13 protein-coding genes and 1 pseudogene are annotated in these 15,270 nt (G+C 69.3%); 5 read left to right on the forward strand and 9 right to left on the reverse strand.

What is annotated here, in order from left to right:
- Positions 1–113: 113 nt before the first annotated feature.
- Positions 114–1,118, forward strand: a complete 1,005-nt coding sequence (hpnA, locus tag J8I34_RS04090; protein ID WP_209805388.1) for a hopanoid-associated sugar epimerase — start codon at positions 114–116, stop codon at positions 1,116–1,118.
- Between the two features lie 32 nt (positions 1,119–1,150).
- Here hpnA and J8I34_RS04095 read toward each other — a convergent pair.
- The 5 genes and pseudogenes from J8I34_RS04095 to J8I34_RS04115 form a co-directional block, all read right to left on the reverse strand.
- Positions 1,151–1,462, reverse strand: a pseudogene (locus J8I34_RS04095) (glycosyltransferase); the annotation flags it as partial.
- A gap of 23 nt (positions 1,463–1,485) precedes the next feature.
- Complete coding sequence (locus J8I34_RS04100) at positions 1,486–2,454, reverse strand: ferritin-like domain-containing protein (RefSeq protein ID WP_371748041.1); 969 nt, start codon at positions 2,452–2,454, stop codon at positions 1,486–1,488.
- A 91-nt stretch (positions 2,455–2,545) separates the two neighbouring features.
- Positions 2,546–3,925 (reverse strand): amino acid permease, encoded by a 1,380-nt coding sequence (locus tag J8I34_RS04105; protein WP_029049382.1) that lies wholly within the window; start codon positions 3,923–3,925, stop codon positions 2,546–2,548.
- A gap of 354 nt (positions 3,926–4,279) precedes the next feature.
- Entirely contained in the window at positions 4,280–4,906 is a 627-nt protein-coding gene (locus J8I34_RS04110) for a c-type cytochrome (RefSeq protein WP_209805390.1), read from the reverse strand.
- Between the two features lie 22 nt (positions 4,907–4,928).
- A complete protein-coding gene (locus J8I34_RS04115; protein WP_029050198.1) occupies positions 4,929–6,659 on the reverse strand; it encodes a pyrroloquinoline quinone-dependent dehydrogenase in 1,731 nt (576 codons plus the stop codon).
- A 338-nt stretch (positions 6,660–6,997) separates the two neighbouring features.
- On the opposite strand from J8I34_RS04115, the gene J8I34_RS04120 reads away from it, so the two are divergent.
- The gene (locus J8I34_RS04120) at positions 6,998–7,678 is read left to right on the forward strand and encodes an ankyrin repeat domain-containing protein (protein ID WP_209771580.1); all 681 of its coding nucleotides are present in this window, start codon (positions 6,998–7,000) and stop codon (positions 7,676–7,678) included.
- An 11-nt stretch (positions 7,679–7,689) separates the two neighbouring features.
- Here the strand turns inward: J8I34_RS04120 and J8I34_RS04125 are convergent, their stop codons facing one another.
- Complete coding sequence (locus J8I34_RS04125; RefSeq protein ID WP_209805391.1) at positions 7,690–8,754, reverse strand: YVTN family beta-propeller repeat protein; 1,065 nt, start codon at positions 8,752–8,754, stop codon at positions 7,690–7,692.
- Positions 8,755–8,790: 36 nt separating this feature from the next.
- Positions 8,791–9,336, reverse strand: a complete 546-nt coding sequence (locus J8I34_RS04130) for a TonB-dependent receptor domain-containing protein (RefSeq protein WP_245175757.1) — start codon at positions 9,334–9,336, stop codon at positions 8,791–8,793.
- A gap of 265 nt (positions 9,337–9,601) precedes the next feature.
- Between J8I34_RS04130 and J8I34_RS04135 the strand changes: the two genes are divergently transcribed.
- A complete protein-coding gene (locus J8I34_RS04135) occupies positions 9,602–10,366 on the forward strand; it encodes an NADPH-dependent F420 reductase (RefSeq protein WP_209805443.1) in 765 nt (254 codons plus the stop codon).
- A gap of 64 nt (positions 10,367–10,430) precedes the next feature.
- On the opposite strand, the gene J8I34_RS04140 is transcribed toward J8I34_RS04135, so the two are convergent.
- Together J8I34_RS04140 and J8I34_RS04145 are read right to left on the reverse strand one after the other, a co-directional pair.
- On the reverse strand, positions 10,431–11,204 hold the full coding sequence (locus J8I34_RS04140; RefSeq protein WP_209771586.1) for an AraC family transcriptional regulator: 774 nt from the start codon (positions 11,202–11,204) through the stop codon (positions 10,431–10,433).
- Positions 11,188–12,114 carry a DMT family transporter gene (locus J8I34_RS04145; RefSeq protein WP_209771589.1) on the reverse strand — a complete coding sequence of 309 codons (927 nt, stop codon included), beginning with the start codon at positions 12,112–12,114 and terminating at the stop codon, positions 11,188–11,190. Before J8I34_RS04145 ends, J8I34_RS04140 begins: the two co-directional genes overlap by 17 nt.
- 191 nt (positions 12,115–12,305) lie before the next feature.
- Here J8I34_RS04145 and J8I34_RS04150 point away from each other — a divergent pair, with 191 nt between their 5' ends.
- On the forward strand, positions 12,306–13,901 hold the full coding sequence (locus J8I34_RS04150) for a DUF1800 domain-containing protein (protein WP_245175758.1): 1,596 nt from the start codon (positions 12,306–12,308) through the stop codon (positions 13,899–13,901).
- A gap of 23 nt (positions 13,902–13,924) precedes the next feature.
- Positions 13,925–15,256: a DUF1501 domain-containing protein gene (locus J8I34_RS04155; protein ID WP_209805392.1), complete on the forward strand. Its 1,332-nt coding sequence runs from the start codon at positions 13,925–13,927 to the stop codon at positions 15,254–15,256.
- Positions 15,257–15,270 lie beyond the last annotated feature (14 nt).

Here is a 15,270-nt window from a genome sequence, read left to right on the forward strand (position 1 = left end):
ACTATATACCCGACACGCGCGCTTTGTCTGGCAGCGCCGCGCCGTGCCGGGCCGGACTGCGGCGGCTTCCGGCCGCCTTTGCGGCGCTTGTGCCTCACCGGGAAAACGGCTTTATGACGAGAAACGATGACGTGCTGGTGACAGGAGCCTCGGGTTTCCTTGGCTCGGCGGTAGCGCGGCAGGCGCTGGCGCGCGGTTTCAGAGTGCGCGTGCTGGTACGCCCGCGGAGTCCGCGCACCAACCTTGCCGGCCTGCCGGTGACGGTGGCCGAGGGCGACATGCGCGACGCCGCCGCCGTGGCCGCCGCGCTGCCGGGCGTGCGCTACCTGTTCCACGTTGCCGCCGACTACCGGCTATGGGCGCCCGATCCGGAGGAGATCGTGCGCACCAATGTCGACGGCACGCTGGCGGTGATGGAGGCCGCGCAGCGCGCCGGCGTCGAGCGCGTGGTCTATACCAGCAGCGTTGCCACGCTGCGCGTCGCCGGCGCGCAGGCGCCGGTGGACGAAACCGCGGCGCTGCAGCCGCACGAGGCCATCGGCGCGTACAAGCGCAGCAAGGTGCTGGCCGAGCGCGTGGTCGAAAGGCTGGTGGCAGAGCGCGGCCTGCCCGCGGTGATCGTCAACCCTTCGACGCCGATCGGCCCGCGCGACGTCCGGCCCACGCCGACTGGCCGCATCATCGTCGAGGCGGCGACCGGCAAGATCCCGGCTTTTGTCGATACCGGGCTGAACCTGGCGCATGTGGATGACGTCGCCGAGGGCCACTTGCTGGCGCTGGAGCGCGGCCGCGCCGGCGAGCGCTACATACTTGGCGGCGATGACGTGATGCTGCAGCAGATGCTGCGTGATATCGCCGAGCTGTGCGGCCGGCGTCCGCCTACCGTGCAACTGCCGCGCTGGCCCCTGTATCCGCTGGCGCATGCGGCGGAGGCCGTGGCGCGGGTGACCGGCAGGGAGCCGTTCATTACGGTGGACGGGCTCAATATGTCGCGGTACCGGATGTTCTTCACCTCGGACAAGGCGCGCCAGCAGTTGGGCTATGCGCCGCGCGGGTACCGCGAAGGGTTGCGCGACGCGCTGGCGTGGTTTCGCGCGCAGGGATATCTAGGCAAATGAGAGGCAAATGAGCGGCAAATGAGCGGCACGGCTCAGGACCGCACCGGCGCTTGCGCACGCCCCTTCCACTGCCCGCCGCGCCGCAGCCAGTAGCGCCGCGCCGAGTCGATGGTCGCACCCAGGTAGAACAGCCCCGTCACCGGCAGCAGCGGCGCCAGCCATGCCGGCTGGCGGTACTCGCGCAGCATCGGCAGGTACGCCGGCCACAGCCGCCAGCCGCCGGCCAACGCCAGCACCGGCGGCGCCAGGTAGGCCAGCACCATGCCTGCCACCGCGCCCGCCAGCAGCAGCGGCGAGTAGCGCAGCTGGGTATAGGCGCTGCGCACGATCATGTCCCAGAGCGAGAGCGCCAGCTCGATATCCATGGCTACTTCACGAGACGGCGCGCCAGCCGGGCCAGCCGCGGCACGGTTTCCGGGCGCAGCAGGCGCGCGTCATAGCCCGTCATGCGGCGTTCGTTCTCTGCCAGGCACAGGTCGATCATGGCACCCGGCGTCAGCGCCTCGCCCAGCGCGCCGGAGCCGTTCATGGTGAAGCTGGCGTCCTGCGCCACGCCGTCGGCGTCGATGCCGCGCGCGATGCCGATGCGCTCCCACACCAGGAAGGCCCACACCCGCGCCACCTTGAGCGCGAACAGCGGTCGGCGCCACCACGGCAGGTTGCGCCGGTACCAGGCGGCCCAGTTGACGAAAAACAGGATGTGGCGGCCTTCTTCCTGGATCACCGGCTCGAAGGTTTCGACCAGCTCAGGCGGAAAGAAGCCGGAGCGCTTTGCCGCGGCGAACAGGCCGAAGGCGAAGAAGCTGTCGATGCACTCGCTGTAGCCGGTCACCAGCCAGCCCCATTCGGGATCGTCCGGCGGCGGGTAGTCGGGCTCGGGGGCGAGGGCGATGCCGTAGGCCTCGACCAGCTTCGACAGCACCACCTTGTGGCGCGCCTCCTCGCCGCCATCCATTTCCAGCGCGCTGCGCAGCAGCGGTTCGCCGACCGTGCCGGCGAAGGTCATCACGCGCACCGAGGCGCGGCCTTCGGTCTGCACGGCGATGTCCCAGATCGGCAGCGAGGTGACGCGATGCAGCGCCTCGGGCGACAGCCTGGGCCAGTCGATCACGGCGGGTTTGTAGGGGTTGTGGGTCTGCAGCAGCATGTTGCAGAACATCTGCAGGTGCTGCGCGGAGCCGATGCGCACCGGCCCCGGGGTGGGGTCGGTCCAGTGGCGCATGGCGTGGTCGGCCTGCTCGACGGCGGTGCGCGCCACGGTGGCGGCCACCGCGACGGCGCGGGCTTCGGCGTCGGCCGCGCTGTTGCGGCGCGGCGCGGCGCAGGTGTCAGGCATCTCGGACATTCGGCCCCCTGGCGGTGGATTGCCCGGGGCCATTGTAGCGGGGTGCGCCGTCACGCGCACCCCGCGTGCCGTTGCGGCAGCGTCACGCGCGGTAGCTGACCGGCCCGCGCGAGCGCATGTCCAGCGCGTAGTAGCAGATCGTCAGCAGCACCAGCCAGCCCGGGCCCACGAACAGCGCCACGCGCGTTTCCGGGAAGTAGGCCATCAGCGCCACCACCAGCGCCAGGAAGGCCAGCGCGATGTACGAGCCATACGGCCAGAACGGCATGCGGAAGGCCAGCGCCTTGCGCCCGGCCGCCGACAGGCTGCGGCGGAAGTTGATCTGCGTGACCAGGATGATGGCCCAGGTCCAGACCGCGCCGAAGGTGGAGATCGCGGTCACCCAGACGAACACCTTTTCCGGCACCAGGTAGTTGAGCAGCACGCCGCACAGCAGCGCGGTGATCGACACCAGCAGCGCCCGGCGCGGCACGCCGTTGCGGTCGACCTTGGCGAAGGCCGCCGGCGCCTGGCCCTGCAGCGACAGGTTGTACAGCATGCGCCCGGTGCTGAAGATGCCGCCATTGCACGACGACAGCGCCGCGGTCAGCACCACGAAGTTGATGATGCCGGCGGCGGTCTTGATGCCCAGGCGCTCGAAGGTCAGCACGAACGGGCTGCCCTGCGCGCCGATCTCGTTCCACGGGTACAGCGACAGGATCACGAACAGCGCGCCCACGTAGAAGATCAGGATGCGCCAGAACACCGAGTTGATCGCGTCCGGGATCGACTTCTTCGGGTTGCGCGCCTCGCCGGCGGTCAGGCCGATCATCTCCACGCCCAGGTAGGCGAACATCACCATCTGCAGCGACATCAGCACGCCCGAGGCGCCGTTCGGCATGAAGCCGCCGTCCGCCCACAGGTTGGAGATGCCGGTGGCGACGCCGCCATTGCCGAAGCCGAACATGATCATCGCGCCGCCGCCGAACAGCATCAGCACGATGGTGACGATCTTGATCATGGCGAACCAGAACTCGAACTCACCATAGGCCTTGACCGCCATCAGGTTGACCGAGCCCATCGCGGCCAGCGCGGCCAGCGCCCAGATCCAGCGCGGTACGTCGGGGAACCACATGCCCATGTAGATGGCCACGGCGGTGATCTCCGCCACGCAGGTCACCAGCCACAGGAACCAGTAGTTCCAGCCGGTCAGGTAGCCCGCCAGCGGGCCCATGTGGTCCTGTGCGTAGCGGCAGAAGGAGCCGGCCACGGGGTTGTGCACGGCCATCTCGCCCAGCGCGCGCATGATCAGGAAGATCATCGCGCCGCCGATCAGGTAGGCCAGCATGATGGCGGGGCCGGCCATCTTGATGGCGTTGCCGGCGCCCAGGAACAGGCCCACGCCAATGGCCGAACCCAGCGCCATCAGCCGGATATGGCGTTCGCCCAGGCCGCGTTGCAGGTGCTCTGCGCTTGCACTCATCTTTCGTTGTCTCCGTATGGTCAGAATGGCCGCGCCGGCCCTTGTGGGGCTGGCGGGAGCAGCAAATTTTCGCGTTCGCAACGGGGCCGTCATCGTGCGCGGTATCCAGTCACACCGCGCAATCCGCTGGAGACGCTTCAACCGTCATGGGGTGTGCGGCAGGCCAGATGCCGCGAACGGAAAATAGCGGGCAGGTTAATGAGATAACGAGGGCATTTGTTGCTGAATTCCTAATGAAATTCAGAAAACATTGCTGTTTGTGATGAAATCGACGCTTGCGTCGCAACGTCATGCCGGTGCGCTGCACGGCACCTGGCCGGGCGCCGTGCCCAGTGGCGGGATATACATCGCGGCCTAATTCAGGCCGGTAATGTAGTTGGCCAGATTTTTGATATCGTCGTCGCTCAGGTTGCGCGACACGCTGGTCATATTGCCCGCGTCGTTGGTACGCCGTCGGGCGCGGAAATCCTCCAGCTGCTTGACGATATACGCGTACTGCTGGCCGGCCACCCGTGGGATTTCATTCTGGCCGGCGAATCCGCCGAGATGGCACATCGTGCAAAGCACTTCCTCCGCCTTGCTGCGCCCGGCCGCGACACGCGCGGCATCGACCTTGTAGGTCGACGCGACCGGCTTCTGCGCGGCGAAGTAGTCGGACAGGTCCAGCATGTCCTCTCGCGACAACGGAGCGGCCATGGGCGACATGGCTGGGTCGCTACGCCGCCCTTCCTTGAAGTCACGCAGTTGCAGGTAGAGGTAGCGCGCGGTCTGCCCCGCCAGCTGCGGATAGGCGGGATCTGTGGGATTGCCCTGCGCGCCGTGGCAGGCTACGCATACCTGTGCCTTGGCCTGCCCGGCGGCGGCATCGGCGCGGGCATTGCTGCTTGCGCCCGGCAGTGCCAGCAGCGCAGCCACGACGGCTGTCGCCACGGCGGCCCGCGCCGCCGGATTGCGGCGCGGATGGATCGGTGTGCCCGGCATTTCCGATTGCGTGTCTATGGTCCTATTGCACCGCGAAGACAAAAATGCTGTTGCCGCGCTTGAAGTCCAGCTGCGTGTTGCCGCCAGCTGCCACGGCAATGTACTGCTTGCCGCCGACGGTATAGGACACCGGTGGAGAATTCACGCCGGCGCCGCACTGGAACTGCCACAGCAGCTTGCCGTTGGCCGCATCGAACGCCTTGAACAGGCCGTTGCCCTCGCCAGTAAAGACCAGCCCGCCGGCCGTCGCCAGCACGCCGCCGATCAGCGGCTGCTCGGTCTTGTAGTCCCACGCCACCTTGCCGCTATCGATATTGACCGCCGACAGCTTGCCCCACTGCTGCTCGCCCGGGATGACCTTGAACGCGCCGCCCAGCCACAGCTTGCCGCCTGGATAGGGTACGTCTTCCACCTGGTACGTCATCGGCTGATGCAGGTTGGCGGCATAGGCAAGGCGCGTCTTCGGGTTGAATGCCATGGGCGACCACTCCACGCCGCCGTTCGCGCCCGGCAGCATGCGCGCGCCTTGCGGGGTGGGGAGCGTCCACATGTTCTCCTGCGGGATCATCGCCTGCGAGTAGCGGATCAGGCGGCCGTCGCGGCGGTCGTGCACATAGACGTGCCCGGTCTTGCCGCCGTGGATGACGCCCGGGATCAACTGTCCTTTTTCGTCGCGCACGTCGACCAGGATCGCCGGGCTGGCCGCATCCAGGTCCCACACGTCATGGGCGATATATTGCAGGTGCCACTTGTAGGCGCCGGTGTTCAGGTCGACCGCGACCAGCGAGTCGGTGTACAGGTTGTCTCCGGGACGGATCGCCCCGTACAGGTCTGGCGACGGATTGCCCACCAGGAAGATCGCCAGGTTGCTGGCGCGGTCGACGGCCGGGGCCATCCACACGCCGCCGCCAAGCGTCTTGTAGAAGTCGCCGCCCTTGTCGGCCAGCATCTTCTTCTCGGCGGCGATGTCGCGCTTCATGTCGCGGCCGGTGGCGTCCCTGGTGGCCCACACGCCTTCGTGGCCCTTCTCCGGGATGGTGTGGAAGGTCCAGAGCAGCTTGCCGTCCGTGGCGCTGAACGCCTTCAGGAAGCCACGGATGCCGTATTCGCCGCCATTGGTGCCGATCAGGACCTTGTCGTCGATGACGACCGGCGCCATGGTTTCGGAGTAGCCGAGTTCAGGATCCGCAATCTGCGTCTCCCACAGCAGCTTGCCGGTCTTGGCATCGAGCGCGACCAGCTTGGCGTCGAGCGTGCCCATGTAGAGCCGATCGCCGCTGATCGCCACGCCCCGGTTGTTCGGCCCGCAGCAGAACGTGGTGACCGGCCCCATCTTGTGCTTGTAGTGCCAGAACTCCTTGCCCGTCACCGCGTCGATGGCATAGACGTGGTTGTGGGAAGTCGTCAGGAACATGACGCCGTTGACGACGATCGGCGCGGTTTCCATCGACTCCATCACTGCCGTCTGGAAGACGAAGGCGGGCCGCAGCCTGGCAACGTTCTTCGTGTTGATCTGCGTCGCCGGGTAATAGCGCGTCTGGAAGTACGAACCGTTGGAGTGCAGCCAGTCGTTGCCATTGGTGCCCGCGGCATCCAGCTGGCCTTGCGTGACGGGGCGCAGCGCACTGGACATCGGCGCGGCGGATGTGGTCGCGCCGCCCTGGATTTCCCCGGCAGCGAATGCCGCGGATGCGTGCAGGGCAAGGAACAGCAGAGGAAGGGCATGCCTGGAGAGGCGAGGGAGTGAGAGCATGGGGCGCTCCTTATTCGATCTTCTTTCGACCTGGCCGCTGGGGGAGCGAAACGCGCAAGCCGGCAGGAGCCGATGCGTATCGAGGCGACGAAAAGGCGGCTGCGCCGCGCGTCGTAGTGGCCCGAGGTGAAGTGCAGTATAGGCAAGAACCCTTGCAAAGCAACCGACATGCCGGCCGCTCCCGTCGGTGCCTTGCAGCATGCAGGGCGTGCTTGAATTTGTGCTTCCCGCGCACCAGACTTAGCGGGCGGGCACCGGCGCAGGCCGGGAACGGCCGCGCAAGGCGAAACCTGCGTTGCGCGATGTGCCGCGCCGGGGTGTCATGGGAGGGGCCGGAAATGAGTCGTGATTTGCGAAGGATTCCAGTGGCGTGCCTGTGCGCGTTCGGCCTGTTCGCCGGCAACGTACTTGCGCAAGGCGACATCAGCGTGAACGCGCGCCTGCTGGCTTCGGCGCGCGCCGGCGACGAGGCCGGCGTGCGGGCTGCGCTGGAGCAGGGCGCTGCGGTGGACGCGCGCAACCGGATCGGCGACACGCCCCTGATGACTGCGTCCAAGCGCGGCCTGACCGGCATGGCGCGCACGCTGGTCGAACGCGGCGCCAATGTCAGCCAGGCAAACCTGCAAGGCGTGACGCCGCTGATGGCGGCGGCGTTTGGCGGGTACCAGGACATCACCGCGATGCTGCTGGCGCGACATGCCGAACTCAACGCCACCGACCGCGTCAGCAAGACCGCCATGATCTATGCAGCGGGAGAGGGCCGCACGCTGGTGGTGAAGCAGTTGCTCGATGCCGGCGTCGACAGCAACGCGCGCTATGCGCATGGCCTGACGGCACTGATGTGGGCTGCCGGCTATGACAAGGGCGAGGTCGTGCAACTGCTGCTTGCGCGCGGCGCCGATGCCTCGTTGCGCGATGACCGCGGGCTGACGGCGCGCGAGATTGCGGAGCAGGCAGGCGCGAAGAGCGTGATGTCCATCCTGTCGGGCAGCCAGACCGCGGCGGCGCCGGCGAAGTAATGCCGCGCCGCCTACGGCGAATCGATCGAACCCACGCTCTTCGGAAAGGTCACGATGCCCCAGCTTAGCGGCAGCCCGTCGAAGTGCTTCACCGGCTGGTAGGTGCGCGCGTCGAAGACATAGACCGCATTGGAGCGACCGCAGGCCACCAGCAGCCGCGCATCGTCCGGCGTAAAGCTGAAATGCCAGCAGCGCTTGCCGACCGGAATCTCGGCCAGTGGCGCGAAGGTCTGCGCATCGAACACCTGCAGGGTGTCGGCGCGCGACGCGGCGACGAACAGCCGCGCGCCGGCGCGATCGAACGCCACGCCGTAGGGACCGGTGCGGGTCGGCACGGTGCGCTGCACGCGCAAGTCCGTGGCGTCGACCACCACGAACGCATTGGCGGTTTCCAGTGTCACCACGTAGCGGGTGCCGTCGGGGCTCGCCTTGATCCCGCGCGGCCGCGAGCCGGCCGGCATCGGCAGCAGCTTCACTTGCCTGCCGCTGGCCGTCTCGTAGACGGTGACGGTGTCGTCGCCTTCGTTGGTCACCAGCATCAGCCTGCCGTCGTGCGAGAACTCGATCCCTTCGGTTTCCATCCCGCTGCGGATCGTGCGGCTCACACGCCAGTCTTTCAGGTCGATCACGGCGATTTCGGCCGGCAGGGACTTATCGTCATTGCCTTTGGTCTTTGCGGGAGCTGCCGGCGTGGCGCCGGGCGGGCCGGAGCGCTCGCCCGGTTCGAACGTGACGAAGGCCTGGTTGCCGGCCACGCGCACGAATTCCGGGTTCTGTCCGATCGGCACGCGCCGGACCGGCTGGCCGGTGCTCAGGTCGATCACCGACACGTCGCCCGTGTCCCGGTTGGCCGCCAGCAGGTATTTGCCATCGGCGGTGACGCCGAGCCCGCGCGGCCCCTTGCCGCCGGCCGGAAGGCTGGCGACGGCTTCAAGCCGGTCCAGGTCGATGACGGCGATGCCGCCGCCTTCGGTCGAAACGTAGGCCTGCGCCGCGCGGGCAGAGATCGGGCACGCCAGCGCCAGTGCGGCAGCGGCCAGCATGCATTGCGTACTGCGTAAACGATGCGTAGGCATGGCGCTTTCTCCTTGCTCGGTTGACCGGCGTCCGATTCAACGCCCGTCCCATTCATAGCGCACGCCGACCAGGAGCAGCCGCGGCGCGCCGGGTGCGACAAAGCGCTCGACGGGTACGGCGGCACCCGGCTGCAGCAGCGTGCCGCCTGGAAACAGGTTGTAGCCGCCCTGCCGGTAGGTCCCGTAGCGGCGATCGAATACGTTGTCGATGCGTCCGTAGCGCTGCCAGCGCGGCGAAAACGGCCAGCTGGCCCGCAGGTTCAGCGGCAGGTAGCCAGCGGTGCGGGCCAGGCCCGGGTCTTGCGCGCTGAGTGCATCATCCTCGTTGCCCGCCACCGGCCGCGATGACGACACGATCATGTCGCCGCCTACGCTGACGGCCGCGGTTGCGCGCCAGTCGGCGCCGAGCCTGAAGCTGTGCAGCGCAATGCCTGCCATGCGCGTGCCCGGAGGCACCGCCACCGGCGCGGCGAACGGCGATTGCAGCTGGCCTTCCGCCTGGAAGGTCGCTTGCGTGTAGCTGTAGCCGGCGCGCAACGTCAGCCGCCCAAGCCGCTGGCGCAAGCCGAGTTCAAGGCCCATCCCTGGCACATGCCGGGACCGGCGGGCGCGGCGTCGGGCGTAGGCCATTGGGGGTTCCCCTCTCGCGCCGCATCGTGCGGTCGGCTGTGACGGAGACTTCTTGGCGTGGCGCAAATGCTACCTAATCTAGTCCAGCGCGCAGGCAGTGCCAAGGGCGATTGCCCGGTAAGCCATTTTTTCGCCTAGAGTTCCTTGGGCGGCCGGCGTGCGGCAGGAGATCCTGCGCAGGGGGCGCGCTGGCAAGCAATCATCCTGGGAGTGCATGATGCAAGAGCCGGCCAACGTCTTCGGCCCCGAACGGCGCCGCATGCTGCGAGCGGCGGCGCTGGCCCTGCTGGCATTGAGCGTTGCGCCGTTGAGCGCGTGCGCCGGGCGAACGGCCGCCGCCGCCGCGAACGCGGGCCCGGCGCGCATCGGCGTGATCGGCTCCGGGCGCATTGGTGGCACCGTCGGCGGACTCTGGGTCAAGGCGGGGCATCCGGTCCTGTTCTCGTCGCGGCATCCTGAAGCGCTCAAGCCGCTGGTCGACGGCCTCGGCCCGCTCGCGCGGGCGGGCACGGTCGCCGAGGCAATCGCCTTTGCCGAGGTGCTGTTCCTCGCCACTCCTTACCACGCCTTGCCGCAACTCAGCCAGGAGAATGCCGGGGCGTGGTCGGGCAAGATCGTGCTGGATGCCACCAATGCCATTGTCCAGCGCGACGGCGCGATTGCCGATGAGGCGCAGCGTAACGGCATTGGCATCACCACGGCGAAATACCTGCGCGGGGCCCGCGTGGTGAGGGCGTTCAACTTCATGGGCGCGACCAATTTCGCCAATTTGCATCACCGGTCCGGCGGCCTGATCGCCGTGCCGATTGCCGGTGACGACGAAGCGGCGCTGCAGGTGGCGGCGCAGCTGGTGCGCGATGCCGGGTTTGAGCCGGTGGTGGTGGGGCCGCTGGCCAGCGCGGACAAGTTCGCACCGGGCGGGCCATTGTTCCGGCAGATCGGCACGGCCGAAGAATTCCGCGGGAAGATGAGCGGGCAGTAGCGCCGGTAGCGCCAGTGGTGCCAGTGGCGCCGGTCGCCGCGAAGGTAGCGGTCCCGTGCGCCGTTCAGCGCCTTCGACCGGACAAGGCGGCCGCGCGCCATGCGCCGGGCGGTTGCCCGAAGCGCCGCGTAAAGCTGCGCGTAAAGGTGGTCTGGTCCGGATAGCCTGACGCCAGCGCGATCTCAGCCAGTGGCAGTGTGGTCTGCGACAGCAGCCGCACCGCCCGGTCCAGACGCAGCCGGGTCTGGTACCGGTGCGGCGTATCGCCGAAGGCCTCGGCAAAGAGGGTCTGGAAGCGGCGCACGCTCCAGCCGAAATGCCCGGCCACCTCGGCCACCCGCAACGGCTCGGACAGGTTGGCGCGCAGGTAGGCATCGACGGCCATCAGCGGGAAGACATGCTGGTCGGCCGGCATGCCCAGGCTCTCGGCCAGTGCCGCGGCCAGCGTCGCGGCAAGCTGCCAGTCGGTATGCGGCCCGCGCGCGGCCGCGGCGGCGCGCCACGCGGCCAGGGCGCGGACCCGGCTGCCAAAGGCACCGTCCAGCGCAAAGGTGCGGGGGCGTGCCATCAGCCGTGCCGGCAGCGCTACCGACTGCGCCGGGAAGTCCGCGACCAGCTGCAGGTTGCCGTCGAAGCCCAGGAACTCATGGTGGCTGCCGGCCGGCACGATCAGCCCGGTGCGCGCGTCGACGCGGTAGACATGGCCATCGATCTCCAGTTCGGTCGCGCCCGCCAGCCCGAACAGCAACTGGTGGTAGCGGTGCTGGTGGCCGTCGGGCTGGTCGCGGTAGCGGCGGTGCTCGACCAGCGGGGCAGGGGCTTCAGCGCGCTTCGGCATGCCGCTGCCTGCCCTGGGTCTGGCACAGCCATACGCCCGCGCCGGCCACCGCCATGCCAAGCGCCTGCACCGCACCCAGTCCCTGGCCGAACAGCAACCATGCCTGCGCCGCCGCCAGCGGCGGCGCCAGGAACATCAGCGCCGCGGCATTGGCCGCCTGCCCGCGCCGCACCAGGCCGACCAGCAGCCACGTGCCGCCGCCGGACAGCCCGAGGCCGGCCCACGCCAGCGCGGCCCACAGCAACATGCCGCCTTCCCAGTGCAGCGGCGCGCCGGCGCCCCCGGTCGCGAGCATGGCAGCGACCATGACGCCGGCCACCAGCATGGCGCCCAGGTTCTGCCACGCCGAGCTGGCGCGCAGGTCGGAGGTGGCGATGGCGGATTTCTGCAACAGGGTTCCCATGGTGATCGAAACAATGGCCAGAACGCCCAGCAGCACGATCCACGGCGAGACCGGCTGCACACCGGCCTGCATCGCCGGCGCCACGACCAGCGCAACGCCCAGTGCACCCAGCGCCAGGCCCTGCCAGGTCCGCCTGGAAGGTAGCTCTTTGAGCAGTGGAATGGCAAGCAGCGCGGTCAGCAGTGGCTGCAGCGCGCCCAGCAGCGCCATGATCGCCGGCGGCAGGCCTTGCGCCACGGCGCCGTAGCCGGCACAGAGGTAGACGCCCTGCATCAGCGCGCCGGCCAGCAGGTGGCGCGGCGCGTCGCGCAGCGGCGGCCAGGCCGCGCCGGCGGCCAGCGCCCATGCCACGAACATCAGCCCGGCCACGGCAAAGCGCGCCAGCAGGAACAGGCTGGTATCGGCCAGGGGCACGATGGCCTTGCCGACGATGAAGCCGGTGGACCAGACCAGCACGAAGGCGAGGCTGGGCAGCCAGGCGGGGGCGGCGAAGACGGGGCGCGACATGACAGCCATCGGACAAGACAAAGCGCAAGGCTAGCCAGGCGCGCCGGGGCTGTCTTGGCAATTCCGGCAATTCCGGCAACGTCGCTGGATCCGGGCCTGAAAGCATTGGTAACAGTCCTCGGCACCGTGACGTCAACGAAAACGCGCTTGCCACGTAACATTGACAGGGTGCGCATGACAAGGAGGCGGGCATGGAGGCGGGCATGGAGGCGGCGCAACAGGCGGGACATGGCACGGTGCGGCGGGCGCGGCTGGCAGCGTGGCGCGCCGCCGCGGCGCTGGCGCTGGCCGCCTGCGTTGGCGCCTGTGCCCGGGTACCGGCCACCGGCGGCGACAGCGCGGCCGACCTGCGCTGGCTCAATACCGTCAGCTTCGGCGCCGACCAGGCCAGCCTGGCCGAGCTGCGGCGCCTGGGGCGTGCCGCGTACCTGGAACGCCAGCTGGCCATGCCGCCTGCCGATCCTCCGGAACTGGCCGCCGCCATCGCCGCGCTGCCGGCGCTGCAGGGCGCCCCCGGCGCACCGCTGCAGGCCGCACGGCAGGCGCGCGAGCGCATCGAGGCGCTGCCCGACGAAGACAGCAAGCAGCAGGCCCGCCAGGCCCTGAACGCGCAGGGCCGCGAGCTGGTGGCCGACATCGCGCGGCGCCACCTGCTGCGGGCGCTGTACTCGCCGGCGCAGTTGCGCGAGCAGATGACGTGGTTCTGGATGAACCACTTCAATGTCTATTCGGGCAAGGGGCAGGTGCGCTGGCTGCTGCCAGACTATGAGGAACGCACGATCCGCCCCCATGCCCTGGGGAGCTTCCGCGACCTGCTGATGGCCACCGTCACCGCGCCGGCGATGCTGCTCTATCTGGACAACGCGCAGAGCAGCGCCAACCGCATCAACGAGAACTACGCGCGCGAGCTGATGGAGCTGCATACGCTGGGCGTGGCGGGCGGCTCCAGCGGCTCGCGCTACACCCAGCAGGACGTGCAGGAGCTGGCGCGCGTGCTGACCGGCGTCGGCGTCAACCTGCGCGGCACGCCACCGCGGCTGCAGCCCGCGCGCGCGGCGCTGTACCGCAGCGACGGCCCGTTCGAGTTCAACCCGGCGCGGCACGACTTCGGCGCCAAGACCCTGCTCGGCCAGCGCATCGAGCCGGCCGGGTTTGCGGAAGTCGAGCGCGCGGTGACGATCCTGGCGCGCGAGCCAGCCACGGCGCGCTTCATCAGTGCCAGGCTCGCCACCTATTTCATCGCCGACAATCCGCCGCCGGGCCTCGTCGAGCGCATGGCCCGGACCTTCACGCGCACCGACGGAGACATCGCCGCGGTACTGCGCACCATGTTGCTGGCGCCCGAGCTGGATCGGCTGCCGGCGTCATCGCGCAAATTCAAGGATCCGATGGTCTACGTGGTGTCGTCGCTGCGGCTGGCTTACGAGGGCCGGCCGGTCGCCAACCTGCGCCCGGTGATGAACTGGCTGACCCAGCTCGGGGAGCCGCTGTACGGCCACGTGACACCCGACGGCTATCCCGCGGCGGAAAGCGCCTGGGCCAGTTCGGGGCAGATGGTGCGGCGCTTCGAGATCGCGCGCGCGATCGGTTCGGGGCCGGCCGGGCTGTTCGCCGGCGATGCGGGCATGCCGCGCGGCGCGCGCTTCCCGGTGATCGGCAACAAGCTCTACTACGACAGCATCGAAGCCACGCTCGGCGCGGCCACGCGCGCGGCGCTGGCGCAGGCGGCTTCGCAGGCCGAGTGGAATACCGTGCTGCTCAGCTCGCCGGAATGGATGCAGCGCTGACACGCATTGCAACGGAGTTCACCATGCACCGCAGACAATGGCTGAAGACGATGGGCGGCGCCGCGCTGGCGTGGGCGCTGCCCGCCACGGTTTCGCGCGTCTACGCGCTGCCGGCACAGGCCGACGCCCGCTTCCTGCTGGTGTTCCTGCGCGGCGGCTATGATGCCGCCAGCGTGCTGGTGCCGGCCGGCAGCGACTTCTACTACGCGGCCCGCCCCAATATCGCGATCCCGCGGCCGCCCGCCGCCGGCGCGGATGCCGACCCGGGAGCCGCGGTCGCGCTGGCGCCGGCCTTTGCCGCCGACAGCGCCGCGCGCGGCATCGGCGACTGGGCGCTGCACCCGGCACTGGGGCAGACCATGCTGCCACTGTGGCAGCGCGGGCAGTTGGCCTTCGTGCCGTTTGCCGGCACCCATGACCTGACGCGCAGCCATTTCGAGACCCAGGACGCCATCGAGGCCGGCCTGCCGGGCGCGGGCGATGATCCACGCGATAACAACCGCGGCCAGCTCGCCGCGCTGCGCGGCAGCGGTTTCCTCAATCGCCTGGCGCAGGCCATGGGCGGCCAGGCCGCGCCGGTGGCCTTCACCGACGGCCTGCCGATGGTGCTGGCGGGGCCGCGCGACGTGCCCAACGTCTCGCTCAAGGGCAGCGGCCGCACCCCGTTCGATGCGCGCCAGGAACAGCTGCTGGCGCAGATGTACCGCGGCACGCGCTTCGAGTCACTGATCGACGAAGGCTTCGAGCTGCGCCAGGCGGTGGCGCGCCAGGCCGAGGCCAGCGCAGGCGACATGGGCGGCGGCAACATGGCCGCGCGCCAGCAGGAGATGCAGGCCGCCAACCGCCGCTCGCTCAGCGCGCGCGGCTTCGAGGTCGAGGCGCGGCGCATGGCGGGGCTGATGCGCGAGCGCTTCAACCTTGGCTTTATCGACGTCGGCGGCTGGGATACCCACGTCAACCAGGGCGCGGCGCAGGGCCAGCTCGCCGGCCTGCTCGACAACCTCGGCCGCGGCCTGTCGGCTTTCGCCGACGGCATGGGTCCCGCATGGCGCGGGACCACCGTGGTGGTGCTGTCGGAGTTCGGCCGCACCTTCCGCGAGAACGGCACCCGCGGCACCGACCATGGCCACGGCACGGTTTACTGGGTGGCCGGCGGCGCGGTGCGCGGGGGCCGCATCGCGGGCGAGCAGGTCGCGGTGGAACGGGCGGCGCTGAACCAGGATCGGGACTGGCCGGTGCGCAATGAGTATCGGGCGGTGCTGGGCGGGTTGTTCCAGCGGTTGTATGGGCTGGATGCGGGGCGGCTGGGGCAGGTGTTTCCGGGCGTGGCCGGGCGCGATCTGGGACTGGTCTAGCAAGCCGACGCCAC

The sequence above is a fragment of the Cupriavidus phytohabitans genome (assembly GCF_017815025.1).
Classification (GTDB): Bacteria; Pseudomonadota; Gammaproteobacteria; order Burkholderiales; family Burkholderiaceae; genus Cupriavidus.

Bases quoted from the DNA above. Each gene is read 5' to 3' on its own strand.
- hpnA (WP_209805388.1), top strand. From the start codon at position 114: ATGACGAGAAACGATGACGTGCTGGTGACAGGAGCCTCGGGTTTCCTT.
- J8I34_RS04120 (WP_209771580.1), top strand. From the start codon at position 6,998: ATGAGTCGTGATTTGCGAAGGATTCCAGTGGCGTGCCTGTGCGCGTTC.
- J8I34_RS04125 (WP_209805391.1), bottom strand. From the start codon at position 8,754: ATGCCTACGCATCGTTTACGCAGTACGCAATGCATGCTGGCCGCTGCC.
- J8I34_RS04100 (WP_371748041.1), bottom strand. From the start codon at position 2,454: ATGCCTGACACCTGCGCCGCGCCGCGCCGCAACAGCGCGGCCGACGCC.
- J8I34_RS04130 (WP_245175757.1), bottom strand. From the start codon at position 9,336: ATGGGCCTTGAACTCGGCTTGCGCCAGCGGCTTGGGCGGCTGACGTTG.
- J8I34_RS04115 (WP_029050198.1), bottom strand. From the start codon at position 6,659: ATGCTCTCACTCCCTCGCCTCTCCAGGCATGCCCTTCCTCTGCTGTTC.
- J8I34_RS04140 (WP_209771586.1), bottom strand. From the start codon at position 11,204: ATGCCGAAGCGCGCTGAAGCCCCTGCCCCGCTGGTCGAGCACCGCCGC.
- J8I34_RS04110 (WP_209805390.1), bottom strand. From the start codon at position 4,906: ATGCCGGGCACACCGATCCATCCGCGCCGCAATCCGGCGGCGCGGGCC.
- J8I34_RS04150 (WP_245175758.1), top strand. From the start codon at position 12,306: ATGGAGGCGGGCATGGAGGCGGCGCAACAGGCGGGACATGGCACGGTG.
- J8I34_RS04135 (WP_209805443.1), top strand. From the start codon at position 9,602: ATGCAAGAGCCGGCCAACGTCTTCGGCCCCGAACGGCGCCGCATGCTG.
- J8I34_RS04155 (WP_209805392.1), top strand. From the start codon at position 13,925: ATGCACCGCAGACAATGGCTGAAGACGATGGGCGGCGCCGCGCTGGCG.
- J8I34_RS04145 (WP_209771589.1), bottom strand. From the start codon at position 12,114: ATGTCGCGCCCCGTCTTCGCCGCCCCCGCCTGGCTGCCCAGCCTCGCC.
- J8I34_RS04105 (WP_029049382.1), bottom strand. From the start codon at position 3,925: ATGAGTGCAAGCGCAGAGCACCTGCAACGCGGCCTGGGCGAACGCCAT.